Annotated in this window: 24 protein-coding genes; 15 read left to right on the top strand and 9 right to left on the bottom strand. The window is 44.6% G+C overall.

Annotated features, from left to right (window positions below; translation table 11 throughout):
* Positions 1-2: 2 nt before the first annotated feature.
* The 4 genes from AC3IRT_RS15715 to AC3IRT_RS15700 all read right to left on the bottom strand — a co-directional run bounded on the left by AC3IRT_RS15715 (position 3) and on the right by AC3IRT_RS15700 (position 5,225).
* Positions 3-875 carry a hypothetical protein gene (locus AC3IRT_RS15715; RefSeq protein ID WP_489394156.1) on the bottom strand — a complete coding sequence of 291 codons (873 nt, stop codon included), beginning with the start codon at positions 873-875 and terminating at the stop codon, positions 3-5.
* The gene (locus AC3IRT_RS15710; protein ID WP_489394155.1) at positions 865-1,419 is read right to left on the bottom strand and encodes an RNA polymerase sigma factor; all 555 of its coding nucleotides are present in this window, start codon (positions 1,417-1,419) and stop codon (positions 865-867) included. Before AC3IRT_RS15710 ends, AC3IRT_RS15715 begins: the two co-directional genes overlap by 11 nt.
* Before the next feature lie 166 nt (positions 1,420-1,585).
* Positions 1,586-2,833, bottom strand: a complete 1,248-nt coding sequence (locus AC3IRT_RS15705) for a DUF4374 domain-containing protein (RefSeq protein WP_489394154.1) — start codon at positions 2,831-2,833, stop codon at positions 1,586-1,588.
* Positions 2,823-5,225 carry a TonB-dependent receptor domain-containing protein gene (locus AC3IRT_RS15700; RefSeq protein ID WP_489394153.1) on the bottom strand — a complete coding sequence of 801 codons (2,403 nt, stop codon included), beginning with the start codon at positions 5,223-5,225 and terminating at the stop codon, positions 2,823-2,825. Before AC3IRT_RS15700 ends, AC3IRT_RS15705 begins: the two co-directional genes overlap by 11 nt.
* Positions 5,226-5,392: 167 nt before the next feature.
* On the opposite strand from AC3IRT_RS15700, the gene AC3IRT_RS15695 reads away from it, so the two are divergent.
* The 9 genes from AC3IRT_RS15695 to AC3IRT_RS15655 all read left to right on the top strand — a co-directional run bounded on the left by AC3IRT_RS15695 (position 5,393) and on the right by AC3IRT_RS15655 (position 13,240).
* On the top strand, positions 5,393-6,598 hold the full coding sequence (locus AC3IRT_RS15695; protein WP_489394152.1) for an alpha/beta hydrolase: 1,206 nt from the start codon (positions 5,393-5,395) through the stop codon (positions 6,596-6,598).
* A gap of 26 nt (positions 6,599-6,624) precedes the next feature.
* Complete coding sequence (locus AC3IRT_RS15690; protein WP_489394151.1) at positions 6,625-7,671, top strand: YncE family protein; 1,047 nt, start codon at positions 6,625-6,627, stop codon at positions 7,669-7,671.
* Positions 7,672-7,710: 39 nt separating this feature from the next.
* A complete protein-coding gene (locus AC3IRT_RS15685) occupies positions 7,711-8,685 on the top strand; it encodes an ABC transporter permease (protein ID WP_489394150.1) in 975 nt (324 codons plus the stop codon).
* Positions 8,682-9,632 carry an iron chelate uptake ABC transporter family permease subunit gene (locus tag AC3IRT_RS15680; protein ID WP_489394149.1) on the top strand — a complete coding sequence of 317 codons (951 nt, stop codon included), beginning with the start codon at positions 8,682-8,684 and terminating at the stop codon, positions 9,630-9,632. The genes AC3IRT_RS15685 and AC3IRT_RS15680 overlap by 4 nt, the downstream gene beginning before the upstream one ends.
* Positions 9,629-10,396 (top strand): iron ABC transporter ATP-binding protein, encoded by a 768-nt coding sequence (locus AC3IRT_RS15675; protein ID WP_489394148.1) that lies wholly within the window; start codon positions 9,629-9,631, stop codon positions 10,394-10,396. Before AC3IRT_RS15680 ends, AC3IRT_RS15675 begins: the two co-directional genes overlap by 4 nt.
* Complete coding sequence (locus AC3IRT_RS15670) at positions 10,393-11,334, top strand: siderophore ABC transporter substrate-binding protein (RefSeq protein ID WP_489394147.1); 942 nt, start codon at positions 10,393-10,395, stop codon at positions 11,332-11,334. The genes AC3IRT_RS15675 and AC3IRT_RS15670 overlap by 4 nt, the downstream gene beginning before the upstream one ends.
* A 2-nt stretch (positions 11,335-11,336) precedes the next feature.
* Positions 11,337-12,146: a siderophore-interacting protein gene (locus AC3IRT_RS15665; RefSeq protein WP_489394146.1), complete on the top strand. Its 810-nt coding sequence runs from the start codon at positions 11,337-11,339 to the stop codon at positions 12,144-12,146.
* A 7-nt stretch (positions 12,147-12,153) separates the two neighbouring features.
* Positions 12,154-12,825, top strand: a complete 672-nt coding sequence (locus AC3IRT_RS15660) for a class I SAM-dependent methyltransferase (protein ID WP_489394145.1) — start codon at positions 12,154-12,156, stop codon at positions 12,823-12,825.
* 91 nt (positions 12,826-12,916) lie between these two features.
* Complete coding sequence (locus AC3IRT_RS15655; RefSeq protein ID WP_489394144.1) at positions 12,917-13,240, top strand: transcriptional repressor; 324 nt, start codon at positions 12,917-12,919, stop codon at positions 13,238-13,240.
* Positions 13,241-13,248: 8 nt separating this feature from the next.
* Here the strand turns inward: AC3IRT_RS15655 and AC3IRT_RS15650 are convergent, their stop codons facing one another.
* Positions 13,249-14,118, bottom strand: a complete 870-nt coding sequence (locus tag AC3IRT_RS15650) for a UbiA prenyltransferase family protein (protein WP_489394143.1) — start codon at positions 14,116-14,118, stop codon at positions 13,249-13,251.
* Between the two features lie 169 nt (positions 14,119-14,287).
* Here AC3IRT_RS15650 and acs point away from each other — a divergent pair, with 169 nt between their 5' ends.
* A complete protein-coding gene (gene acs, locus AC3IRT_RS15645) occupies positions 14,288-16,204 on the top strand; it encodes an acetate--CoA ligase (RefSeq protein ID WP_489394142.1) in 1,917 nt (638 codons plus the stop codon).
* A 171-nt stretch (positions 16,205-16,375) separates the two neighbouring features.
* On the opposite strand, the gene AC3IRT_RS15640 is transcribed toward acs, so the two are convergent.
* The 4 genes from AC3IRT_RS15640 to rsmA all read right to left on the bottom strand — a co-directional run bounded on the left by AC3IRT_RS15640 (position 16,376) and on the right by rsmA (position 20,105).
* Entirely contained in the window at positions 16,376-17,149 is a 774-nt protein-coding gene (locus AC3IRT_RS15640) for a hypothetical protein (protein ID WP_489394141.1), read from the bottom strand.
* Between the two features lie 78 nt (positions 17,150-17,227).
* On the bottom strand, positions 17,228-18,157 hold the full coding sequence (locus AC3IRT_RS15635) for an NAD(P)-dependent oxidoreductase (protein ID WP_489394140.1): 930 nt from the start codon (positions 18,155-18,157) through the stop codon (positions 17,228-17,230).
* Positions 18,157-19,326 carry an FAD-dependent monooxygenase gene (locus AC3IRT_RS15630; RefSeq protein WP_489394139.1) on the bottom strand — a complete coding sequence of 390 codons (1,170 nt, stop codon included), beginning with the start codon at positions 19,324-19,326 and terminating at the stop codon, positions 18,157-18,159. The genes AC3IRT_RS15635 and AC3IRT_RS15630 overlap by 1 nt, the downstream gene beginning before the upstream one ends.
* Entirely contained in the window at positions 19,323-20,105 is a 783-nt protein-coding gene (gene rsmA / locus AC3IRT_RS15625; protein WP_489394138.1) for a 16S rRNA (adenine(1518)-N(6)/adenine(1519)-N(6))-dimethyltransferase RsmA, read from the bottom strand. The genes AC3IRT_RS15630 and rsmA overlap by 4 nt, the downstream gene beginning before the upstream one ends.
* Positions 20,106-20,222: 117 nt before the next feature.
* Between rsmA and pdxA the strand changes: the two genes are divergently transcribed.
* The 5 genes from pdxA (at position 20,223) to AC3IRT_RS15600 (ending at position 25,010) form a co-directional block, all read left to right on the top strand.
* Complete coding sequence (pdxA, locus tag AC3IRT_RS15620; protein ID WP_489394137.1) at positions 20,223-21,278, top strand: 4-hydroxythreonine-4-phosphate dehydrogenase PdxA; 1,056 nt, start codon at positions 20,223-20,225, stop codon at positions 21,276-21,278.
* 78 nt (positions 21,279-21,356) lie between these two features.
* Positions 21,357-22,778, top strand: coding sequence for a CCA tRNA nucleotidyltransferase (locus tag AC3IRT_RS15615; protein ID WP_489394136.1), 1,422 nt, complete (start codon positions 21,357-21,359; stop codon positions 22,776-22,778).
* A 34-nt stretch (positions 22,779-22,812) separates the two neighbouring features.
* Positions 22,813-23,406, top strand: a complete 594-nt coding sequence (locus tag AC3IRT_RS15610) for an IS1096 element passenger TnpR family protein (protein ID WP_489394135.1) — start codon at positions 22,813-22,815, stop codon at positions 23,404-23,406.
* 32 nt (positions 23,407-23,438) lie between these two features.
* Entirely contained in the window at positions 23,439-24,359 is a 921-nt protein-coding gene (gene miaA / locus AC3IRT_RS15605; protein ID WP_489394134.1) for a tRNA (adenosine(37)-N6)-dimethylallyltransferase MiaA, read from the top strand.
* Positions 24,360-24,389: 30 nt separating this feature from the next.
* Positions 24,390-25,010 (top strand): L-threonylcarbamoyladenylate synthase, encoded by a 621-nt coding sequence (locus AC3IRT_RS15600; protein ID WP_489394133.1) that lies wholly within the window; start codon positions 24,390-24,392, stop codon positions 25,008-25,010.
* The last annotated feature ends 10 nt before the right edge of the window (positions 25,011-25,020 follow it).

The following is a 25,020-nucleotide window of genomic DNA, read 5'->3' as shown; positions in this document are numbered from 1 at the left end:
TTTTACCAATTTTTCATTAATACGGCATAGGCCTGATTTTTCACGAGGTCAATAGCCAAGGGATCTTCTACGATCGCTTCCAAACGTTTGGTCGTAGCATCGTTGATCTTAAGATCTTCTGCGCCAGCCATGGCTTGCATGAGCTCTACTTGCATGGCTGGGTCTTTTTGTTGCAGGAATACGTCCTGAATTTGTTGTTCTTTTTGCTCTGCCGAAGTATGTTCCATGTAGATATCATACGCTGCTAAGCGGATATTCTCGTTGGGATCGCTTCCCATGAGCTGCTGGATTTTTGCCATACCGGCATCCGGTACATAATCCATACTCGCCAATTGCAGCACGCCTTCCATTCGATTAATCGCAGAACTTTCATCCGAAAGCAAAGCATAGGATTTTTCTAACGGATCTTCCGTTTCTACGCGGATTGACTGATCATTACGTGTCGGTGTTTTCGTTTGACTCGTCGCTGCATTCGCTGTGCGCGCATCGATATCATACGTCAATCCATCCTTGTCGCTGCTAACGTCTGGCGTTGGCTGTTCAGCAGTTTGACTTTGTATACTGTTGTTGTTTTGCGGTTGTTCTGTTTGCGCAATCTGAGATGCTATATTGTTGTCTACAACCGTATGCTGTCGATCGAGTTGTTTCCAAACAATACCGCTCACCATTAATATGGCTACAATCGATGCTGCGGCATACCAAATACGCGTTGGACGCATCCGCTTGATCGGAGTAACATTTTCCTCTTGCTGCGCGGCCTCGTCGGTCTGCTGCGGTAATTTTTTCTTAATCTGATCCCAAACGAGCGGTGAAGGCTGATGCCGATCAAACGCCTGTCTATTCTCGTTCACAAATTTTTTCAACTTATCTTCCATAACACCCTTTCTCTTTTATCATTTGTGCTATTTTTTGCTTCGCTCGGTGATACTGACTGCGTACTGCCGTGTGTGACAGACCCAATGTTTCGCCGATTTCCTCTTGCGACATATCCTCAAAAAGAAACAGATTGACAATAGTCTTTGTCAGATCGGGTAGTCGTTCTATCGCCTGTTCGATGTCCTCTACGCGACTTTGCTGCCACTCGTTTTCTTCGTCTTCCCGTAGTATTTCCGATCCTTGTACTTCATCGATATCGGTAAAATAGATACGACGTTTGCGCAGATGCGAAATGCTTTTGTTGATGGCAATGCGCTTCGTCCAAGCTTCGAAACTATCCAGCTCTACCAGACGGTTCACATTCGAAAATACATTGACAAATACTTCTTGCAATAAGTCTTCGGCTTCTGCCATATTATTCACGAGCCGATAGATCGAGTTATAGATCGACGTAGCATACCGTTCGTACAGCCGTGTATACCCGCTGTCCTTACCAGCAAGACATAAGTCTATTAATTCCTTATCGGTCCAGCTCGCTTTCACCTTACTATCTTATCCTAGTGTTTTTCATCTTGTTTCTATTCTATAGTCGCCACGATGTGAGCAATGTTGCAAATTATTATAAAAAACTTGCTTACAGCAAAAAAGCCACCCAATACGGTGGCTTTTTTGCTCTGCTCTGAAGATGGTGTCTATATGCTTGTGGATCTTACTGCACGTTTGCTTTCGTAAAGCCAGCTGCATGACCATCGGATACATGGATGATCTGCTGCGCACGATTGCCATTCAACTCGTAATAACCAGTTACGCCCGCTTTGGATGGTGCATTTACCCGCAAGATGATGCGACCATCTATTTCAAATGCCGCGTAAGCGCCACCAGAGTTAGTCGATAGTTCTACACCTTCTACGGCAGTAATCGCTTTGGAATTGATATCGACGACGTGATACTTCCAGATTTCGCCTGTATTGATATTATTAGGCGTAAGGGACAATGGTACCGAGTTAGCAAACACGATTAGTTTGCCATTTTTGGCCAGCAAACTCGTGAATTTACCGGTGTCTCCTGAATAAATATCTGAGTATTTCAATTCCCAGCTTGCGTCGATTACCGTTTCCGCTGCTTTGATACGCGCAATTTTCGAACGACCACCTAATGCGCCTGGACCACCTTGACACAAGATGTACAAGTCGCCGTTGGTATCGAAAGAATACATTTCATTATCATTGATGAAGGCAATGGATTGCGTATTCGGAATGGTGATGGTTTTCTCATATTTCTGCGTAGCCAAATCAATGACCGCAATAGAAACATCATTAAACACATCGTTGAACATACCTCTCGCCATACCCGTCCCGCTGCTATATACGATATCAGCATACAGCTTGCCGCCCTTGATAGCTAAAAAGTGTTGTCCAATCCCTTGAAAGGTAATACGAGCATCATCTCTTCGTAGTTTGGCTTCAAAATCTTCCTCGATTTTTCCTGTTCTCTGCACTACTGAAGGATTAAATGTTTGGATAGCCCAAGGCTCATTACCATCCCAATAATAGCCTTTCGTATCGTTCTCGATCACAAAATTTCCAGAACCGTTCAAGGTATTGCCCGTCAGGATCGATGCGCCATAAGAGATTGCGCCTTGCGAAGTGATGTTCAGCTTGTGAATGCCTCGTTCGAAGCTCGCGTTAAACATTTTATACACGTTGCCATTATGCGTACGCCATCCTTCATTGGCTTGCCCAAGGAATGCTGTAGGCTGCGCCGAATTAGAGATCGTTCCCGAAGGGAAATCCGCATAGCTGCTCATAAAGCCAGGTTTCAATTGAGTTACCTCGCTCATAGTTTGTATTAGATAGACACTTTCTGTTTCGTTTCCAGGATTTGGAGCATCATCCGAGCAAGCAGTAAATCCGAATAAAGAGAGCGCAAGTGCTTGAAATATAAATTTAGTTTTCATGTGCATTGAATAGTTGATAGGTGAGTTTTAAGTGAAAGCTACGTCCGGCACGTTGTACGCGGAAGTAATCGTATAGTCGGGCGTTTAGCATGTTTTTGACTTCCATGCTGATGCGGTATTTATCCTTTTTCATGCGGTAACTGAGACCACCACTGAGTAAATTTTGGTTGGGAATGATGAGGTCAGATGCTACGCTTGCACTGCCTGATAAGCCTAGAAAACCTCTGGGTTCGGCTTGGCGAGGAATAGTTTCTAGGTAAAATTCGCGTACAAAATTGTAATTCAAATACACATCCAATCTGTTGTCGGGCTTTCCGACGCCGTCGATATGCGCATTCAAGCCCAGGTTCGCAAAGAAATAAGGTGTGTTTTGCAAGCGTGCGCCATTGCGCCATTGATCACTCGGTAAATCAAAGCCCATCAGCCGAAGGCTCTGCCAAGTTGCGTTTCCTCTCACATCCAAGAAAGAATTGATTGGATGCGCTAAATCCAGCTCCACGCCATAACCTTCTACATTATTGATGTTTTGGAACTGTGCATACGGCGCTAATACCGGTACCAACAGGATTAATCCGCGTGTACGTCGGTAGAAGGTGTTGACCTCATAGCTGAGATTGCGGAATCGGTTACGCGTGCCCAAATTAAAGTTTAGACTGCGTTCTGGATTTAGATCGAAGTTCGGAACGGTCCACACCGCGTCTCCAAACAGTTCATCAATCTCGGGAATACGATACGCATATTCGGTAGAGAAGCGCACATTTCTGTCGGCATCCCATTCATATTTCACCGATCCGCCAGCACCGAAGTAGCTCTTCGAAACGGACGTTTCTTCGTTCTCCGAAATCGGGCGATTGGCCCAGGCCTCGGTGCCCAGTGAGCGATAATGATACCATTTGCCCATAATGGAATAAGACCAACGATCGCTTACTTTGCCGGACCAATCTAATCCCAAAATCTGTTTGCCAAAGCGCGTGCGAGCCGAAAGCACGTCAATATCAGAATCTGCAAAGCGAGGCCCTAATGGATCTTCGCCGGTACGCTTACTTCCTGTTACTGTATAGTTGGCAGATAAGGTATTGTTGGCATTCCAGCGCCAGCTCAGCGTCGTGCGAGAAGTGATTTGTTGGATACGAATGTCGGATAAGGACGGGCGACCACTTTCGCCGATATTGCCCGGTGTAGAAGTGAGGTTGCCAAACCAATCGTAGCGACCTTGCAAAGTGTCGACAGTATTAAACTTCAAGGTATTGGCCACCGCAAATTGTTCGACCGTCAACCGATCTTCGAGAAAGCTGCCGACATAGCGTAAAGTTGGGATCACAGAAGATTGCTTCGCTAAAGCGGCACCGTACGGCGATGTCATCAGTACCGGATGCTGTTGCTGTCTCTCCACATCAAAATAAGCGAGACTGAACCGTAAATCCTTGGCCCAAGGCTTATCTTTCACGCCCACAAATGCTTCACCATACACACCGCGATAAGCATTGTGGAATAACTCTACCGATTGTTCGCTCGGATTGCCCGTATTAGGATCGGGCACCATCACAAAAGCATTGTAATTATTGTCGGAGTAATTATAAAAAGCTTCTAAACCCGTGTAAAAACCATTCTGTTTTCGCGTGGATGCATTGACCGCAAAACGATGCGTGTTGAAAGAGGCAATTTCATAACTCGCATCCAATTGATCGCCTACGGGCAAACTTTTGGTGACCAAGTTGACCGCGCCACCTAAGGCATCTGCACCCAACGAAATGGGCAACACACCTTTAAATACTTCTACGCGTTCTAGCGAATTCACCGGAATATTATGAATACCGTATCCGCCAGATAAGTAATTTAATGGTACACCGTCTTTGAAATAGCGGACCGCACGTCCTTGAAAACCATTGACCGAAACATCGACCGCATTGCCCAGTCCGCCGCTTTGGCGAATGCGCACACCCGGCGAACGATTGATCAACTCGGCCAAGGTAACAGGTTGCTCTGCAACTGCACGCGTGTCGACGACTATGCTGCGAATCGCCTGTCTGCGCGCGCGCTCGGTATCGGATTGTCCCACGACTTGCACTTCGGCAATCTCGGTGTCGTCTGCGGAAAGTGTGATATCTAAATACAATGATTCGTTTGCTACTTTTTGCACGATTTCCTCTTGCTCTCGGTACCCGATGCCCGACAAATGCACTATTTGTGTGCCATTGGCAACATTGCGAAAAACAAAGCTGCCCAACGAATCGGTGCTTATGCGCTGCTCGCCCAAAGTAACCGTGATGCCTGTCAAAGGACTAGCATGACGATTCTTCACACGGCCATATACATCCGAATTTTGTTGGGCGTAAGAAGCACATATCCAGCAAAAAGTAATGAACAAAAAGAAGCTTGATTTTGTGCTCATGTGGCGACAGAAATAATATTTTCTGCTAAATTAGATTAAATCTTAATAAAATCAAAAGGTTAGGTGTTTGGACAGCATTTATACGGGATGAGAATTGGTATTTGTTTAGAATATGTCTAAATTAGCGATCTGTTTACACATAAGCAGACATTGATACCGATAGCAATATGAAAACGAGGGTTTGGCTGCTATGCCTAACAACAATTTTAATAGCGAAGTGGGGAATGGCACAAGTGCTTTATGATGTGCGCATTACGATACACAACCGGGATCAATCGGCACATGTTGGCGAGGATTTCTTTATAACAGGTGCTTTTAATGGTTGGAAACCAGATGCGGTACTAGTTGGCGCTATCCCGGGATACGGCAAATCGATTCAGGTCACCATTCCTTCGGTTCCTAAAGGACTTTTTGAATATAAATTTACGCGTGGTAACTGGGAAACGTTGGCTTCTACTGCCAAAGGAAATTTAGAAGGTCCGATCAAGCTGATTGTTACCGGCGATACCGCAGTCACAGCCACGATATATGGTTGGCGAGATGATTTTCCCACTTCGACAGCGACTCCGCAAGTTCACGTTTTAGATAGCGCATTTTACTTTCCAACATTGGATGTACAGCGCCGTGTGTGGATTTACTTACCAGAAGGGTATGCACAATCGCAAGAAAGCTATCCCGTTATTTATATGCACGACGGGCAAGATCTATTTGACGAAGCAACTTCTAAAGGAAGAATCGGTCCGTTGGAATGGCGCGTAGACGAAGCGATTGATGAAGCAAAGGATAAAGCCATCGTGGTGGCCATTGCGCATGCGGAAGATATCCAGCAGCGGCAAAATGAATATTTCATGCGCTCGACCACTTCTTTTCCACAACCATTAGGCGAAGCCTATCTCTCCGATATCGTAGCGATCTTAAAACCATACGTCGATCAACATTATCGCACCAAGGCGGATCGTGCACATACGGCGATGGCAGGAAGTTCGGTAGGCGGTTTACTCACCTTTTACGCAGGCTTGCTACATCCTGAGGTATTTGGCACAGTCGGTGTGTTATCACCTTCCATTTGGTTGGATGAAGGAAATATTGACCAAGCGATTGCCAAAATTCCCGCGAAAAATGAATCCTCAAACCCTCATTTTTATTTTTATGGTGGAGGTAACGAGAATCGCATAAAGCCGGACGGCAGCCGCGTACGCATGCACGACGATATTGAACGCATCCTCCAGATGATGCAAGATAGCGGCCGGCAGAAGATACAGGTGGCGATCGAGCCAGATGGCCGACATGGTGCTTGGTACTGGCAAAAAGCCTTTCCCTATTTCTATAGCTGGTGGACATCCCAGCTTGCTCAAAAAGAGAATCAATCCTAAATACATATTTTTTATTTATTCAAAACATGAACTTACATATCAACAAACATCAGAAAAATGCCGCACGCTTGGTGATGGCCTTAGGATTATTGGGTGCTGCTCAAGGTACTTCGGCGCAGCAAGTAGAGAAATCAGCTCCAGCTGGAGCTGGTATTTACGAAGCGGTTATCAATCAGGCTGATGGACATATTTATGTGTCTAGCGCTGGTTCGAGATCGAATCCAGGTGGTGCTCTATACAAAATCGATCCAGAAACCTTAGCGATTGTCGATAGCATTTCGATGAAAGATAATCCTCCTTTCGGATTAGGCATCAATAATAAAACGCAAGTGGTGTATACCACCAACACCAGAACCAATTCGGTAAGCGCCGTGGATTTAAAAACCAAAAAAGTCTTGGCGACATTCAACGCCGGTGGCGAAAAGTCGCACACGCGTGAGGTATTGGTAGACGAAGATAACAACATGGTGTATGTAACCAACGTAGGCGATCCAAGTGATATTTGGGTAATTGATGGTAAAACCAACACGGTAGTGCGTACGATTCCTAATACCGGTAAAACAACGACAGCATTGGCATTCAATAAAAAGAAAGACAAATTCTTCGCGACCAATATGGGCACGAATGAAGTAGCTGTGATCGATATCAAAAGTGGCCAAGTAGAGAAAAGCTATCCTTCTGGCGGTGAATCACCCGTAAACTTAGTATCTGCTGACGATCGTCTATTCGTCGCTAATCAAAAATCAGGAACGGTTACCGTATTAGATGCTAAAACGGGTACAATTTTGAAAAGTATTCCATCAGGAGCAGGTGCTATCGGTATCACGTACGATAAGAAAACCAATCGCGTATATTCTGCCAACAGACAAACAGGAACGACGACGGTGATCGATGCGAAATCCTACGAAGTATTGGCTGATCTGCCAACTGGCTCACATCCAAACCACGTGCGTGTAAATCCTAAAACGGGCGTTGCATTTGTCGTCAACAAGGCAAAAGGTGGTCGTCCAGTGGAAGGACAGCCTGCTCCAGCGGCAGATACAAACGGTGATACGCTAACGAAAATCAAATAAAAAGCGATATTTGCCTTTCGAACAGCATAGCACGCCCTATTGGAGACAACTAAGAAAATTTCTATTCCGATAATATACGCAGGCTCCATCGTGAGCTTGCTCGTATTGATCTGGATTTCGCTATTTACTGGCGTGAAAGACATCGCCATGCGTGATGTCTTCGCGATGTCTTCGGATCAGCTATTGGTATTTACCATCGCGCGCATACCAAGAGCGATCGCATTGGTGCTCACGGGCGCAGGATTGAGCGTGGCGGGCTTCATTATGCAGCAGCTTTCGCAAAACAAGTTTGTGTCGCCCACGACTGCCGGATCTTTGGAAGCGGCTAAAATGGGGATTCTCTTCAGTATATTGTTGATTCCACAAGCGTCTATGGGCATGAAGTCCGTCTCAGCTTTGGTATTTACATTGGCAGCCAACCTATTATTTATGCTGATGGTGCGTCGGGTGCGTTTTCGCAGTACGGTGTTCATCCCGTTACTCGGGATTATGTTTGGCAATATCTTGGCCGCGATCTCTACGTTCTTTGCTTTTAAGAACGGCATTGTGCAAAATGTTCAAGAATGGATGATTGGCGACTTTTCTGCCGTGTTGCAGGGGCAATATGAATCGATTTATCTGATCTTGCCGGCCGTGGTGTTAGCGTACATCTATGCGGATCAGTTTACGATCGTTGGAATGGGTGCGAGCTTTGCCAAGAATTTGGGTATTTCGTATACGACAGTCGTGAATCTGGGCTTGTTTGCTGTTTCGCTCACCGTAAGTGTTAGCGTCGTAACGGCAGGAGCAATCCCGTTTCTCGGTCTGATTGTGCCCAATATGGTGAGTATGATGATGGGTGATAATCTCCGCCGTACGCTACCGATGACGGCGCTTACTGGTTCGATTTTTCTGCTCTTCTGCGATATTTTAGGCCGTACCATCATCTTTCCATATGAAATACCGATCGGTCTGATGGTGGGCGTTATTGGCGGAATCATCTTTTTATTTTTAATACTAAGACGAAACCGATGATTCAGCGTAAAAAGATAATCGCAATGATATTGATGATGGTGACCATCATCGCCTTATTTATGCTATCCAACACAGGTCCGAATTTGGATTATGTGATTCCACGGCGTGCAATACGTCTAGCGACTATTTTGTTGGTGGGCATTAGCGTAGCTTATTCTTCGCTCATCTTTCAGACGATTACGAACAATAAGATCTTGACCCCAGCGATTATGGGCTACGAATCGGTGTTTATATTGTTCCAGACGGTGATTGTGTTTATGTATGGAGATAAGACTTTTCAGGTGATTACGCATCAGGATAATTTTTTCTATGCAGTATTGCTGATGATGGCGTTCTCCTTTCTGATGTACGTGCTGATTTTTGGCAAAAGCAAGCAGAATATTTACCACTTACTATTGCTGGGTTTAGTATTGGGTGCACTTTTCCAGACCTTCGGCCAGTTTTTGCAGATCGTAATTGATCCCAACGAGTTTTCGGTTATTCAAGGATTTATGTTTGTTTCTTTTAATAAGGTCAACACCGATCTGCTGCTGATTGCTGGCGCAACGTTGTTGGGCGCGTTGCTCTTTGGTCAGCGTTACCTGAAATACCTCGATGTTATCGCGCTTGGACGCGAACACGCCTTGAATCTGGGATTGAATTATAATAAATTGGTCAAGATTTACATGTTGCTGATCTCACTTTTGGTGTCGGTATCTACCGCATTGGTCGGTCCGGTTACCTTCTTGGGCATTTTAGTGACCAATCTTACCTACGAATTATTTCAAACGCGCAAACACCGGTACATGGTGTGGCTCTGTAGTGGCATAGCTTGTGTGGCCTTACTATTAGGGCAATTTTTAGTAGAGCATATCTTCAACTTTTCGACGACGGTGAGTATTGTTGTCAATTTCGTAGGAGGAATCTATTTTATGTATTTGATGCTTAAGACAAGGAAAGCAATATGATCCGTTTCGAACAAATCACCAAGACATACGGTAAGCGCATCGTGCTGGATAATATCTCTTGCAGCTTGCCCAAAGGGAAGATTACTTCGTTGATCGGTCCGAATGGAGCCGGAAAAAGCACTTTGCTATCTATTATCAGTCGGCTGCTAGAGGCCGATAAAGGTAAGATTTACCTTGATGATATATGTTTTGACGATTATAAAAGTGAAGATTTGGCCAAGCGTTTGTCGATTTTACGGCAGTCCAATCATATCGATCTTCGGCTTACGGTGAGAGATTTGGTGGCCTTCGGCCGATTTCCTTATTCTAAAGGTCGATTGACGGCCGAGGATGAGGTGCAGATTGATAAAGCGATTCACTTTGCGCAGCTCGAAGATATGGCCAATAGCTACATTGATGAGCTGAGTGGCGGTCAAAGGCAAAGGGCATTTATTGCCATGATTATTGCGCAGGATACCGATTACATCTTGCTGGATGAACCGCTGAATAACTTGGATATGAAGCATGCTGTTCTCGTGATGAAAATGCTGCGCCGCCTGGTAAATGAACTGGGTAAAACGGTCGTGATCGTGATCCATGAGATCAATTTTGCATCGCAATACTCCGATTATATTATTGCCATGAAAGATGGGAAGATCGTGTATAACGACGAGACGGATCGGGTCGTGCAAGCCGACACCTTAAAAGAAGTATTCGGAATAGATTTCGATATCATTACTAAAAACGGGAAAAATATTTGTAATTATTTCAACATAGAAACATGAAAAATCTTTTAAAACTAACGAGCATCGCTTGCCTTTTGATTACGATGGTGAGCTGCAATAATACTAGTTCTGAAAACGAAAATACCGCTTCAGATTCTACGGTGATTAGTCACAAACTGGGCAATACCACAATTCATGGGCAGCCGACAAAAATCGTAGTATTCGACTTCGGATCGCTAGAAACTTTAAATGAATTGGGCATTAAGCCCGTCGGGATTCCTAAAAATTATACGCCAGATCATTTAGCTGCGCTAAAAGACGATGCGCAAGTAGCAGATGCTGGCGGACTGATGGAACCGAATTTTGAAAAGATCAACAGCTTAGCACCAGATCTAATTATTATTTCGGCGAGACAAGAGCGCTTCTATGATGAGTTTATCAAGATTGCACCGACCATATTTGTGGATGTGGATAACAGCAATTACATGAAATCTTTTGAGGAAAATTCGGTGCTATTGGGCAAGTTGGTCGGACAGGAAGAAGCAGTAAATGAAAAAATTGCGGCTACCAAAGAGAAGTTGAAACAGGCGCAGGAGCAATTGAAAAACAAAACGGAAAATGCCTTGATCGCGATGCATAACAATGGTCGATTTAGCGTGTATGGCGCGGGTTCTCGTTTTGGGTTTATCCATGCCGAATTGGGTGTGAAGCCGGCTGTAGATGAATTGGAAGAAGCGACGCACGGACAAAAGGTGTCAAACGAATTCATTGTAGAAACTAATCCAGATTACCTATTTATCGTAGATCGTAACGAAGCTGTCAAAGGAAAAGGCGCGGATAAAAGCGAAATTGAAAATAAACTGATTCAGCAAACGAAAGCTTACAAACAAGGACATATCGTCTACCTCAATCCACAAGTTTGGTATTTATCGGGCGGTGGTATTACTTCGACCAATATGATGATTGACGAAGCGCTGAATGTGCTGAAAAAAGGATAGTTATGGAACGACCAGTGATTGCCAAACACGTATTTCGGGTTTGGGCAAAAGAATATATAACTCCACATTACATCCGAATCACGCTGGAAGGGGAGGGCGCCAAAGAATTTGCGGCCTGTAGTTTGGGAGCGAACAATAAAATAATGATTCCGCCAGCGGGTCAAAAGAAAGTGAAATTAGCGGTTTGGGACGATGCCAATAGCGAGTGGATCTTGCCAGCCGAACACGAAAGGCCGTTGATTCGTACGTACACGCATCGGGCGATCGATACGGAGAATAATCGTATTGTGATCGAGTTTGTCGATCACGGTGATACTGGACCCGCTTCATCTTGGGCGCGACGCGCCGAAAAAGGTGATGAATTGGGGGTGGCGATGAAAATCCGAAAAAGCACGTTGTATCCAGCAGCCGATTGGTATTTATTGGTTGGCGATGCGACGGCCATTCCGGTGCTGCGTGTTATCTTGGATTCTTTACCGCTAAGCGCAACAGGTCATTGTATCGTAGAAGTGCACGGGCAAGAAGACGTGCAAACCGAGTTTCATCATCCGGGATTTACCATTGATTGGGTATTCAATGCCGAACCAGCAGCAGGAAGTTCGCTACCGCAAAAAGTGGTGGACACGATCATTCCGGCAGGAAAAGAATGTTTTTGTTATGTGGCCTGTGAATATCAAAGTGTGAAACAGATCCGCGAGCATTTCAAGAGTACATTAGGTTGGTACAATAAATCGTTCTACGCATTTTCCTATTGGAAAGCTGGTACGGCCGAAGATAAATCGGCCGAGGAGCGTCGCGACGAAAGTAAATAAGAATCGTATGGCAACGGAAGAAGAATTACAGGGTATCGCAGCGCAGCTGCGCTGTCCTGATGGCCAACATGGCGTACAGATTGGCGACAATATGAACGAAACCAACATCGATATGACGTTGCAAACGCTGACTGCGTTGCAGCTAGCCGATGGCGATCAGGTATTGGAATTGGGTTACGGAAATGGCGGTCATTTGGCGAAACTCGTTGATGCCGCCAAAGATTTAAACTATGTGGGAGTCGATATCTCACAAACCATGCAGTCGGAAGCGCAACAGCTCAATGCTGCGCTGATGACACAGCATGCAATCTGCTTCGACTGTTATGATGGATCGGTGCTTCCTTACGCCGATCGGTCCTTTAATAAAATATTTTCTGTGAATACAGTGTATTTCTGGTCGGATCCAGTAGCGATGTTGCAAGAATTGGCGCGTGTGGCCAAGCCCGATGCGGTTCTGGCCATCACTTTTGCCAGTAAAGCTTTCATGCAAACCTTACCGTTCACACAGTATGGATTTATGTTGTACGAACCAGAAGATTTGGAGGCTTTATTGAGCGATAGCGCTTGGACGATAGCAGATCTGCAAAAGTGGACAGAGCAAGTGCGTAGTAAAGTCGGCGATTTGGTCGAGCGCATGTATTATGTCGCACTATTGCGGCATCGTTACATCCCTTCGTAATTCTTCTCTTTATTTGAAGCGGCATTATGCCGTTTGGATAATTCCTCCGTTATTTGTGCTATCGTAAGAAGGCTAAATAAACGAGGGCTTGATGAAGAAGAACAAGGCAGAATCAAAGCAACAATCCGTCGGAGAATCGTCGCAAGAAGCATTGACTTTACAAGTGTATGAAACGCTGGTGAATGATAGTTTTATTGTCAATAAACAGCGCAAAATCGTTATCGAAGAGTTGATGTCTCAAGCAGAGCGTACCACTGCGGAGCAACTCTGGTTAAAGATTTGTAAGACGAAAAAGATCAGTATTTCTACCGTGTACAATACCTTGAATATTTTGTGCAGAAATGGTATTGCTTACAAGTTTTATGACGAGATTAATCAAGCATTTTACATGATTGACCAAACTTTTTTTCTGTAAACTAACCCTTAAAAATAGATGGCCAGCCCCACAAATACAAATTGCACGATAAGTGCGAGATCCAGTAAATATACGGCATGATAATGCTTTTGCTGCGCCACAAAAATAAAACGGCGCAACAAGAAGAAAATGAATAGATTGGTAATCCACAATCCCACTTGGATGGATAGTGTAAAGGGAGCGAATGCAATTAACAGCGTGTGGAAAGCAATAAGTACATAGTTTAATTGAATAGCCTTTTGCTTGCCGATCATAGTCGGCACCGTTTTCAAGTTGTAGTACGAATCTTGTTTGATATCCCGCACGTCAAACGGAAGTGTACATACTAATAGAAATAAGATTTTAACGACGCCTACGAAGTTGGCTGCGGTCCAATTGATCGCGATGCCTTCTGCCCAAGTCTCCACGACAGGTAATCCCACCGTACTCAACGACCACACGACTGCAATATGAAATAACTTCAGTCCTGGAATCTGCCGTAAGCCGCCGTTATGCTTTCCGAGCCGAAGAAAAGGAATGTTGTACAGCAAGCTCAGCACACCGATAAATCCCAGATACAGCATGGTGTACCAGTGGATGTGCCATGAGCTATAGGCTAACAAAAATCCTGCAATAATCGTAACGCTTACCATCGTTTGCTGATGTCTAAAAAACCATCGCGTTCGAGCGAATGGAGAATTTGCTGGTTGCGCAGGCTTTGCATAGAACAAGCTCATATTATACAAAGCAACGGTAGAGCATCCTTCGATCAGTAGGATAAACGGATTGGTCGGTAGATCAAGAATCAAGTAGGTCAGTGCACTTTGTGCTACGCTGGCCAGCGCAATGATCCCATTAGAAAAGACCAATATTCGGAACAGATGAATAAATGGTTTCATATCTGCGCTTGACAAAAAACTTGTTTAAACATTCTTCTAAAACTTGGGTTATTTTAATATAAAAGCTAAATTAGTTAAAGTTACGGGTGTTTAAGCCAATCAAATAACGAATTGGCTGAAAATAATAAATACATCGTGATCTATAAACCTAACACAATACTTGAGATAGATGAGTTTCCAAATTAATACCTTTGAGGCCTATCAGACGGCTTACGACAAAAGCGTTTCCGACCCGGAAGCATTCTGGGGAGAGATTGCTGAGCACTTCTTCTGGAAAAGAAAATGGACCAATGTGCTTAACTGGAATTTTAAAGAACCAGATATTCGTTGGTTCGAAGGAGCGAAGTTAAATATCACCGAAAACTGTCTGGATAGGCATATCTACAACAATGGCGATAAGCCCGCTATTATCTGGGAGCCTAATGATCCGCAAGAGGCGCATCGCGTACTTACCTACAAACAGTTGCTGGCAAAAGTAGAGCAATTTGCGCATGTGCTCAAAAACAACAACGTGAAGAAGGGCGATCGCGTATGTATTTACTTACCGATGGTGCCCGAATTAGCGATCGCTACGTTGGCTTGTGCCCGGATCGGCGCAATTCACTCTGTCGTATTTGGTGGTTTCTCCGCGACATCCATTGCCGACCGGATCAACGATGCCGAATGTAAGCTGGTCATCACTTCTGATGGTGGTTTTAGAGGTAATAAGGTGCTGGAACTTAAAAATATTGTAGACGATGCGTTGGTACAATGTAAATCGGTAGAGCGCGTAATCGTATTGACACGTTCACGCACACCGGTATCCATGATCAAGGGGCGTGATGTGTGGTGGGAAGATGAAATCTCAAAAGTAGAGACACAAGGAAAACTCGCTTTCCCAGCAGAGGAAATGGATTCCGAAGATCCTTTATTCATCTTGTATACTTCTGGCTCTACGGGTACGCCAAAGGGTGTGGTACACAGCACGGCCGGATATATGGTATATACCGGATACACGTTTTCAAATGTGTTTCAATATCAGCCCGATGAGGTTTATTTCTGTACGGCCGACATTGGTTGGATTACCGGTCATTCTTACATCGTATATGGGCCACTTTCTCAAGGTGCTACGTCGGTGATGTTCGAGGGCATTCCAACGTTTCCAGATGCGGGTCGTTTTTGGGATATCGTGGCAAAACATAAAGTCAATATTTTATACACGGCACCTACCGCTATCCGATCCTTAATGGCATTTGGCGATGATTATTTGGAAGGTAAAGACCTGAGCAGTATTCGTAAATTAGGGTCTGTGGGCGAACCAATTAACGAGGAAGCTTGGAATTGGTTCAGCGAAAAGATCGGTGGAGGTGAAGCTCCAATAACCGATACTTGGTGGCAAACGGAAAACGGTGGAATCTTAATTGCACCATTAGCGGGTGTTTCGCCAACGATTCCGGGTTATGCGATGTTACCACTTCCCGGTGTGCAACCTTGCTTGATGGACGAAAATGGAAAAGAGATTGTGGAAAATGATGTCACCGGAAATCTTTGTATTAAGTTTCCTTGGCCGGGCATGCTCCGCACCACGTGGGGCGATCATGAGCGCTGCAAGAAAACGTATTTCTCGGCGTATGAAGATATGTACTTCACAGGCGATGGTTGCTATCGTAACAAAGATGGTTATTATCGTATTACTGGACGCGTGGATGATGTATTGAATGTTTCTGGACATCGCATTGGTACAGCGGAAGTAGAGAATGCCATCAATATGCACTCCGACGTCGTCGAATCGGCAATCGTGGGCTATCCACACTCTGTAAAAGGACAAGGGATTTATGCGTATGTAATCGCCAACCATCATGGTAATGAAGACGATACAAAGCAGAATATCTTACAGACGGTAACTCGATTAATTGGTGCGATCGCGAAGCCAGATGTGATTCAATTCGTAGATGATTTACCAAAAACGAGATCAGGCAAAATCATGCGTAGAATACTGCGCAAAATTGCCGAAGGAGATACTGATAACTTTGGTGATACATCGACATTGCTAGATCCATCTGTCGTAGAGAAAATCGCGACAGGCGCGAAAGAGCAGAAGAAATAAGGTTATTGCGAGGAGGCACGATGCGGCGATCTAGTTTGTTGAATGATAGTTTCTGTATTGTATTAGATTGCCGCAGCCTCCTGCCTCGGCTTTGCAATGACGACTTACTTAAACGCAAAAAAGCTGCCTGAAGTAAAATCAGGCAGCTTTTTTATGTATTCTAATGAAAGACTACAAGTTTTTCTTAACCAATTCTGGGTTAATCACCACCGCAGCTTCTTGGCGTTCTTTGCCACGTATATGCGTAATAGAGATCGGCCCTTTGATATCTACCGTGAAATCACTGATCTGCTCAGATGCCAATTGCTTCGCTTTCGCTTTGAAAGACAACTCGATAAAACCTTGATTGTAGATCAATCCTTTGTCACCCGGCTTATTGCTGGCGTCGAATTTAGGCAGATCCAACCGTTTGATTTTGATTTTGTAGTCCGAGCTAGTTTCTGGCGTTAATGCATGGCGTGTCTCATGTGTTCCGAAATTGTACGCAGCATTACCTACATACGCTTTCTTTAGATCCATCGTACCATCAGCAGCAACAGGTACTTCGATGTATAATTTGATGCCTTCTTTGACAGATTTTAGTTTGTAGTCTTCAGACTGATCCGTTTGTACTTCATCATAACCGGTGTTTTTCGCCGTAATCTGGAAACGACGTACTTTTACGGCATTGCCTTTAGGATCGGTGCTTTCGTACACTATTGGCGTAATATCATTGCTTTGTCCTTCGATCTCAGAACCTTCTGCCGCATATAATACACGAACGAATTTAGTGCTATGAGTTTTGCCTTCGGCAGTAAAGGTACCTACGTCCTTCGCTTTTTTATCCGAGGTTAGTGTCGTTTCATTTGCGGGAATCTTGTCGTGATCTTCACTATGTGCGAACGATGTCGCTGCGGTAAAGGTAAGTCCGCAAGCCAAAAGAACAAGTTGTTTGCTAAATTTCATTGTCGATGATTTTAAATAGTGTGTTTCTTCTTACAAACATACTATTTAAAATCATTCTAAACAACAAAAGTGCTGATTTTATCCCAGATGCTGTAAAATTTTATCTGCTAATACATCGGATAGCTTATAATAACTTGCTACCGTCCAACCAGCCACATGCGGACTGAGTAATACATTCTCTCGGCTCGTTAAATCAGCGAACCAAGGTTGCTCGGCTAGCGCAGGAAACTTTTCTACCGGGAGCACATCGAATGCTGCACCACGGATTTTTCCTTCATCCAATCCCTTTAGTACTGCTGGCACATTAACGATGGCACCACGTGCACCCATCAGAAAGAAGATGGGTTTGCGAAAATGACGTAAGTATTCCTCATCAACCAAGCCTTTTGTCTCTCGTGTCAGTGGAATATGGAAGCTGAGTACATCGGCACGCTTTACGATTTCTTCCATAGATACTTCACGTGCATATTGATCGGAGAAACCGGTTTTGTATTTGTCGTACGCAATCACCTCGACTTCAAAACCGGACAATTTTTTGGCCATGGCTTGTCCATTGTGGCCATAGCCAATCAATGCCACGGTCGATCCTTTTAGTTCGAGTCCGCGATTTTCTTCGCGCAGCCATTGCTGATCAGTAATTTGCTGGTGTGCTCGTCGTAGATTATTCATCAGGCTAAGCAGCATGCCGATCATGTGCTCGCCTACTGCGTCGCGGTTGCCTTCGTTGGCGGGGAAGAGCTGAATGCCGCGTTGCTGAGCCGCCACTTCATCAATATTGTCCATACCTGCACCAGCACGGCCGATAAAACGTAGTTGAGGTGCATGCTGCAGAAATGCTTCATCCACAAAAAACTTAGAACGTATGATTAAGCCATCAACATCCTTTACCAGTTCTTTCGCTTCTTGGCGGCCAATATCCGGTTGGTAGATCAATTCGAGGTTATCTCGCTGAAGTTTTTCTAAGAATATCGGATGTATATCGTCTACAATAAGAATACGCTGTGTCATCAGGATGGATTGATAGTCAAAAAATCTTGCTTTAATAATTTATCGAGTGAAGCTTCGCTCCACTTGGCTGGCATCGCACGCATTAGCGCATTGCGAATCGGTACCAGAATCGGATTAGACCATTGTGCGATCTGGCCGATTCGCCAAGAAGTATCGGTGATATAGCGCGTCCGCGCTAATCTGCGGCGTTGGAAATGTACAAACGCTTGTTCTGCCGTTTGATTCTTTTTTAGTTCATCGGTCAACACCGCTACATCTTCTAATGCTTGGCAGGCGCCTTGTCCCATATTGGGCGTTGTTGCATGCGCTGCATCACCAATTAGCAGAATTGAGCCGAAGGCGAACTGCGACAGCGGTTTGATGTCCACAATATCATTCCACAGCAAATCTTCGGGCGTGGTATGCTGGAGGATTGCTGGAATAGGTGCATGGTAATTGCCAAAATGCTGAAGTAGATCTTGCGGCGTGTAGTTTTTATATCTTTCGTCTTGTGCCTTGGCATTCAAACAAGCGTACCAATAAATGCGATCTCGCACAAGCGGCGTCATTCCAAATCGGCCGTTTGTGCCCCAAGTTTCAGAACCATATTGCAATCTGATTTGCGCATTATCGATTGTAGCGCGCCAACAGGTATATCCAGCATAACGCGGTTTGGCATTTGGCAACAATTGTTGGCGGATCGGTGATTTCACGCCATCGGCTACGATGAGGTAGCGACAAAGATAAGTGGTGCCATCAGCAAAAAATAGTTGCATACTTTCTTGCTGCTGTTCGTAATGTAAGATTCGCTTTCCGAGCAAGATTTGCTCGTCTTTTATTTTTGATTGCAGAAAAGTGTGCAAATCTGCCCGATGTACAGTCAGGTTTTTTTGCTGGTACTGCGTACCTAGGCGCGCAGTATCTGGCGCGATCAGAACACGGCCTTTGTCGTCGAGAATATTATACTTTTCGGTATAAAAACCGATTTGTTCTGCTTCTTCTCGTAATCCGAGGTATTCGAAAGCGCGCATAGCATTGGCCGCTAGGCCGAATCCTGCCCCAATACCGCGAAGCACGGCTGCCTGCTCGAAAATTAGAAAATCTTTACCCAAATCATGAAGCGCTATGCCCATGCTCAAACCTGCTACTCCGCCGCCGATGATGGCAAATTCACAGTCTACACTTTTCATAGCGCGACGCCAATCTCGTTGGTGAGATTTTCAAAATCCGAAACCGTTAATCGCTCCGCGCGTAGCTCATACAGCGGATTGTCCGTCATGCGATCTTTAGGGATTACTGCCGATAAGGAATTGCGGAGTGTTTTACGGCGTTGGTTGAAGCCCGCTTTCACTACACGCCAAAATAGTTTTTCGTCACAATCCAAGGTCGCTCTTTCATTGCGCGTCATGCGCATCACACCCGAAAGTACTTTCGGTGGTGGGGTAAACGCGCCGGCTTTGACGGTGAAGAGATATTCTACGTTGTAATATGCTTGTAGAAAAACACTCAAGATTCCATATTCTTTGCCGCCTGGCTTGGCCACGCAACGCTCGGCTACTTCTTTTTGAAACATACCGACCATCTGTACCACTTTGTGGCGTTCGTCTAAGATCTTAAATAAAATCTGCGAAGAGATGTTGTACGGGAAATTGCCAATGATGGCTAAGCTATCGGGGAAATGTTGACTAAAATCTAGCGCCAAAAAGTCGCCATGAATCAACCGATCTCCCAAGTTAGGATATTGATTGGCTAGGTAGCCAACCGATTCGTCATCCACATCGATGAGCCAAGTTTGATAATTTTCTACGCGCGTCAGTAAGATATCCGATAAAACACCCATACCCGGTCCTACTTCCAGTACTTGCTTAAACCCCAATTCGGGTTGCAAGCCGTCGACAATGCGCAATGCTGCAGATTTGTCGTTCAGGAAATGTTGACCAAGGTGTTTTTTCGCGCGTACTGTACTCATAGTGCTTGTTTGATACATCAAAAGTACGGAAAAAACTCGGGGCGACCGATTTTAAATAGTTGCCATTTCCCCTTTTACTGTTTACTTTTGAGCAATCAGCGCTATAAGCATTACAGGATGAAGGATAAGCTAAAAATTGGTATTACCGTAGGAGACATTAATGGAATAGGTTTGGAAGTGATTATCAAATCGCTGCAAGACAGTCGTATATTGGAGTTTTTTACGCCGATCGTATACGGTAATACGAAAGTAGCCTCCTTTCACCGCAAAGCTATAAATGTCAACGATTTCAATTTTCATATCATTTCGTCGGCTGAAGAAGCGGTTCCTAGAAAGGCCAATATGATCAATTGCTGGCAAGAGGATGTCAAGATTACCTTGGGCGAAGAGAATGAAATCGGAGGTAAATATGCATTTTTATCGTTAGAAAAAGCCTGCGACGACTTATTAGCCGGCCATATCGACGCCTTGGTAACAGCGCCAATCAATAAGCATAATATACAGCAAGAAGGTTTCGAATTTCCAGGACATACGGAATATCTACAGGCTAAATCCGACGCAAAAGATGTGCTGATGTTTATGGTAAGCGATGAGCTTAAAGTGGGCGTGGTAACCGGGCATATTCCGGTGAAGGATGTCGCCAGCTCTCTGAGCGAAGATGCGATACTCCAAAAATTGCGCATGATGCATGCTAGTCTGAAAACTGATTTTTGGATTCAAAAACCGAAGATTGCCGTATTAGGACTTAATCCGCATGCGGGAGATAATGGCTTGATCGGACAGGAAGATCGAGAAATTATTGCGCCAGCTATCGAAAAAGCAAAAGCAGAAGGTATTTTATGTTTTGGTCCGTATCCTGGAGATGGTTTTTTTGCGAGCGACACGTATACGAAGTTTGATGCGGTATTGGCCATGTACCACGATCAAGGATTGATTCCTTTTAAGCATATTGCATCGCGCGCCGGCGTCAACTTTACCGCTGGTTTGCCGTTTGTACGCACATCACCCGATCATGGTACTGGCTATGATATTGCCGGACAAAATGTGGCTTCTGCCGATTCTTTTATGGAAGCGCTTTTTTCTGCGGTGCATATTGTGGAGCGCCGTCGGGAGCAAAAAGTACTTTCCGCAAACCCATTGACGTTTAGACGACTTTCAAGAGATCGCGATTAATAGAGCATACGATATTTTCGATCTTCTGCCAGTGTGGTTACACTTGCAGAAAAAATCGTATTTTTGCGCCTTGCAACTATGGATGATAATTTACAACACCCTATATTTCAAATCATTAGCGAATTAGCTGATCAGGAAAAACTTTCCTGTTACGTGATTGGCGGCTACGTGCGTGATCGCATTATGGGTAGAGCGTTTAAAAATGATGTAGATATCGTGGTGTTGGGTAGCGGCATAGATTTCGCAACCAAGGTCGGCCTCGCATTAGGAACAAAGGTGACTATTTTCAAATCTTTTGGCACAGCAATGCTGATGCACGAAGACTTGCAGGTGGAATTTGTAGGTGCGCGCAAAGAATCATACCGCAGCGACTCGCGCAAACCTATTGTAGAAGATGGGACTTTGGAAGACGATCAGAATCGCAGAGATTTCACCATCAATGCGATGGCATTTTCGTTGAATAAAGCAAATTATGGACAATTAGTCGATCCGTTTAGCGGATTGGCAGATGTGGAATCCAAGTTAATACGCACGCCGCTGGATCCGGATATTACGTTTTCGGACGATCCGCTTCGGATGATGCGTGCCATTCGCTTCGCGACACAATTGGGTTTTGTAATTGATGCTGCCGCAAAAGACGCCATTGTGCGCAATGTGGCTCGTATTCGTATTATTTCCAAAGAGCGCATTATTGATGAGCTAAACAAAATCATATTGGCGACTAAACCGTCGATCGGTTTCATCTACCTGTTTGATACGGGATTGCTGCAGGAAATATTTCCCGTCATGTGCCAATTGCATGGTGTCGAATACATCGACGGCAAAGGCCATAAGGATAATTTTTATCATACACTCGAAGTGCTCGACAATGTAGCAGAATTGTCGGATGATTTGTGGTTGCGCTGGGCAGCTATTATGCACGATATAGCCAAGCCCCCGACCAAGCGCTTTGACCCAAAGGTTGGTTGGACATTTCACGGCCACGAAGATAAGGGCGCCCGGATGGTACCCAAGTTGTTTGCCGACTTGAAATTGCCACAGAATGAGAAAATGAAGTTTGTGCAGAAGCTTGTTCAATTGCATTTGAGACCCATTGTACTGGTAAAAGATGTAGTGACAGATTCTGCGGTACGAAGATTGCTATTTGAAGCTGGAGATGATATTGACGCTCTGATGATGCTTTGCTACGCAGATGTCACCACCAAAAATGAGTATAAGAAAAAACGCTATCGCGACAATTTTGAGCTGGTCAAACAAAAGCTGAAAGATGTAGAAGAACGTGATCATATTCGTAATTGGCAACCACCTGTTACGGGCGAAGATATTATGCAGACGTTTGGGGTGGAGCCGGGGAGAATGGTGGGTAAAATCAAGAATGCGATTCGCGAAGCGATATTGGAAGGAGATATTGCCAATTCGCGAGAAGAAGCCATCAACTATATGAAAATGCAAGGACAGGCATTGGGCTTACCAATTCCATCAGAAAACGAAGAAAATTAAATTATAATCGGTAAAATAAAAAGAGTAGTACACCATGGCAGTTTATAGATTTAAGATAACTTTTGAGGATTATGAAGATATTTATCGCGAAGTCGATATGCAATCCAAAAGTACTTTCCTCGAATTACATGAAGTTATTCACAGTACCACCAGCTATGAAGTAGATCGTTCCTCGTCATTCTTCGTGAGCAACGATCAGTGGAAGAAGGGGACAGAAGTTGCCCACCTTCCCAACGAACGTAAGAAAAAGAATCAGGTGCTGCTCATGGCAGATATTAAGCTTAGCAAGTTTATTGATGATCCGCATCAAAAATTTTATTACGTCTATAACTTCGATAGACCATACGATTTCCATGTTGAACTGGTTAAAATCCTGAAAGAAGAAGAGGGCAAAGTATATCCTGCTGTTTTCAAATCGATTGGTCAAGCACCTAAGAATATTGCAGCCGCAGATTTCCCCGTGGCCGATGATACAGATGAAGAAGAGGAAGACTTCATTCACGAAGGTGCGGAAGAATATGGTGTAGATGAAGAAGACGATTTTGACACTTTTGACGAGGCAGACGAGAAATCGGAAAGTGGAGAAGATAGCGAAAAAAGTTCTTCGGGCTACAGAGACGATTACTAAACGCCAAATAACGCCTTCGGCGTAATAAAACCATGAAAAAAACGCTGGTATCCGTTGTAGGTCCTACCGCTGTGGGCAAAACTGCCCTAGCTATTCAGCTTGCACAGTATTTCCAGACAGAGATTGTATCGGCCGATTCCAGACAGTTTTATCGGGAAATGACCATTGGTACGGCAAAACCTGATGCGCAGGAATTGGCGGCTGCAACCCATCATTTTATCAATTCACACGCTGTAGATACGATCTATTCCGCAGGCGATTTTGAAAGAGATGCGCTTGTTTTGCTCGACTCACTTTTTGAGCAGCATGATGTGGTTGTATTAGTAGGTGGCTCGGGATTATTTGTACGCGCGCTGACGGAAGGTTTGGACGACCTGCCGCAAGCACCAGAGCATATTCGCCAGCAATTGAATGACGCTTTGCGAACAGATGGTTTGCCGTTTTTGCAAGATCGTTTGAAGGCGATTGATCCCGTGCATTATGCGCAAATGGATTTCCAAAATCCGCAGCGCGTAGTCCGTGCGCTGGAAGTCTTCGGTACCACAGGTAAATCTATTGCCGAGTACCAGCAGCAAAAACTAAAAGTTCGAACATTTGATGTGATCACCATTGGACTAAATGATGACCGGGAAGCATTGTACAATCGGATCAATGAACGGGTAAATAAGATGATGGAACAAGGTCTACTAGCAGAAGTGGAATCCTTAGCTCCATACAGAGATCATCCCGCATTGCGCACTGTTGGCTACACCGAAATGTTTAATTTCCTAGACGGAAATGGTACGTTGCAAGAAGCGGCAGAAAAGATTCAACAAAACTCCCGTCGCTACGCCAAGCGGCAGATTACATGGTTCAAAAAATATGGCAATACCCATTGGTTTGCTCCCAGCGATCTGGAAAAGATAAAGCAATTCTTACACGAATCTGGTCTTAGCATTCCCGAAAAAACTTAAACTTATTCCAGTACCAACTGTTCCTAAAGTATGTTAGTCAGAATTTACGAAGAAAATCCGAATCCGAAAGCGATACAGCAAGCGGTCGATATACTGAGAAGTGGTGGCGTCATCATTTATCCGACAGACACGGTGTACGGTATTGGTTGTGATATTACCAACCAGAAAGCAATTGAGCGCGTATGTCAGATCCGCGGCTTGCAAACGCAGAAGGCCAATCTTTCTTTCATCTGCTATGATCTAACGGATATTTCGCAATATACCAAGCCCTTTGATACCTCGGTATTTCGGTTGTTGAAAAAAGCGCTTCCTGGGCCATTTACATTTATCTTCAATGCGAGTGGTCAAGTGCCAAAATTGTTGAGTTCGAAGAAGAAAATGGTAGGTATCCGCGTACCGGACAACAATATTGTACGCGAAATCGTCCGAGAATTGGGGAATCCAATTGTGACCACTTCTATTCACGACGATGATGAAATCATAGAGTACTCGACAGATCCAGAGCTAATCTACGAGAAATACGGCGAAAAGGTCGATATGGTAATCGACGGCGGCTATGGCGACAACGTGGCATCTACCGTGGTTGACCTGACTAACGGCGATTTTGAAGTAATTCGTGATGGTAAAGGTGATTTGTCTGTTTACTTATAGAAGATCAGCT

The organism is Sphingobacterium sp. KH_072 (assembly GCF_057837975.1).
This window is presented reverse-complemented; position numbering and strand designations above follow the sequence as displayed.

Bases quoted from the DNA above. Each gene is read 5' to 3' on its own strand.
- AC3IRT_RS15715 (WP_489394156.1), bottom strand. From the start codon at position 875: ATGGAAGATAAGTTGAAAAAATTTGTGAACGAGAATAGACAGGCGTTT.
- AC3IRT_RS15705 (WP_489394154.1), bottom strand. From the start codon at position 2,833: ATGAAAACTAAATTTATATTTCAAGCACTTGCGCTCTCTTTATTCGGA.
- AC3IRT_RS15700 (WP_489394153.1), bottom strand. From the start codon at position 5,225: ATGAGCACAAAATCAAGCTTCTTTTTGTTCATTACTTTTTGCTGGATA.
- AC3IRT_RS15695 (WP_489394152.1), top strand. From the start codon at position 5,393: ATGAAAACGAGGGTTTGGCTGCTATGCCTAACAACAATTTTAATAGCG.
- AC3IRT_RS15690 (WP_489394151.1), top strand. From the start codon at position 6,625: ATGAACTTACATATCAACAAACATCAGAAAAATGCCGCACGCTTGGTG.
- AC3IRT_RS15680 (WP_489394149.1), top strand. From the start codon at position 8,682: ATGATTCAGCGTAAAAAGATAATCGCAATGATATTGATGATGGTGACC.
- AC3IRT_RS15675 (WP_489394148.1), top strand. From the start codon at position 9,629: ATGATCCGTTTCGAACAAATCACCAAGACATACGGTAAGCGCATCGTG.
- AC3IRT_RS15670 (WP_489394147.1), top strand. From the start codon at position 10,393: ATGAAAAATCTTTTAAAACTAACGAGCATCGCTTGCCTTTTGATTACG.
- AC3IRT_RS15665 (WP_489394146.1), top strand. From the start codon at position 11,337: ATGGAACGACCAGTGATTGCCAAACACGTATTTCGGGTTTGGGCAAAA.
- AC3IRT_RS15660 (WP_489394145.1), top strand. From the start codon at position 12,154: ATGGCAACGGAAGAAGAATTACAGGGTATCGCAGCGCAGCTGCGCTGT.
- AC3IRT_RS15655 (WP_489394144.1), top strand. From the start codon at position 12,917: ATGAAGAAGAACAAGGCAGAATCAAAGCAACAATCCGTCGGAGAATCG.
- AC3IRT_RS15650 (WP_489394143.1), bottom strand. From the start codon at position 14,118: ATGAAACCATTTATTCATCTGTTCCGAATATTGGTCTTTTCTAATGGG.
- acs (WP_489394142.1), top strand. From the start codon at position 14,288: ATGAGTTTCCAAATTAATACCTTTGAGGCCTATCAGACGGCTTACGAC.
- AC3IRT_RS15640 (WP_489394141.1), bottom strand. From the start codon at position 17,149: ATGAAATTTAGCAAACAACTTGTTCTTTTGGCTTGCGGACTTACCTTT.
- AC3IRT_RS15635 (WP_489394140.1), bottom strand. From the start codon at position 18,157: ATGACACAGCGTATTCTTATTGTAGACGATATACATCCGATATTCTTA.
- AC3IRT_RS15630 (WP_489394139.1), bottom strand. From the start codon at position 19,326: ATGAAAAGTGTAGACTGTGAATTTGCCATCATCGGCGGCGGAGTAGCA.
- rsmA (WP_489394138.1), bottom strand. From the start codon at position 20,105: ATGAGTACAGTACGCGCGAAAAAACACCTTGGTCAACATTTCCTGAAC.
- pdxA (WP_489394137.1), top strand. From the start codon at position 20,223: ATGAAGGATAAGCTAAAAATTGGTATTACCGTAGGAGACATTAATGGA.
- AC3IRT_RS15615 (WP_489394136.1), top strand. From the start codon at position 21,357: ATGGATGATAATTTACAACACCCTATATTTCAAATCATTAGCGAATTA.
- AC3IRT_RS15610 (WP_489394135.1), top strand. From the start codon at position 22,813: ATGGCAGTTTATAGATTTAAGATAACTTTTGAGGATTATGAAGATATT.
- miaA (WP_489394134.1), top strand. From the start codon at position 23,439: ATGAAAAAAACGCTGGTATCCGTTGTAGGTCCTACCGCTGTGGGCAAA.
- AC3IRT_RS15600 (WP_489394133.1), top strand. From the start codon at position 24,390: ATGTTAGTCAGAATTTACGAAGAAAATCCGAATCCGAAAGCGATACAG.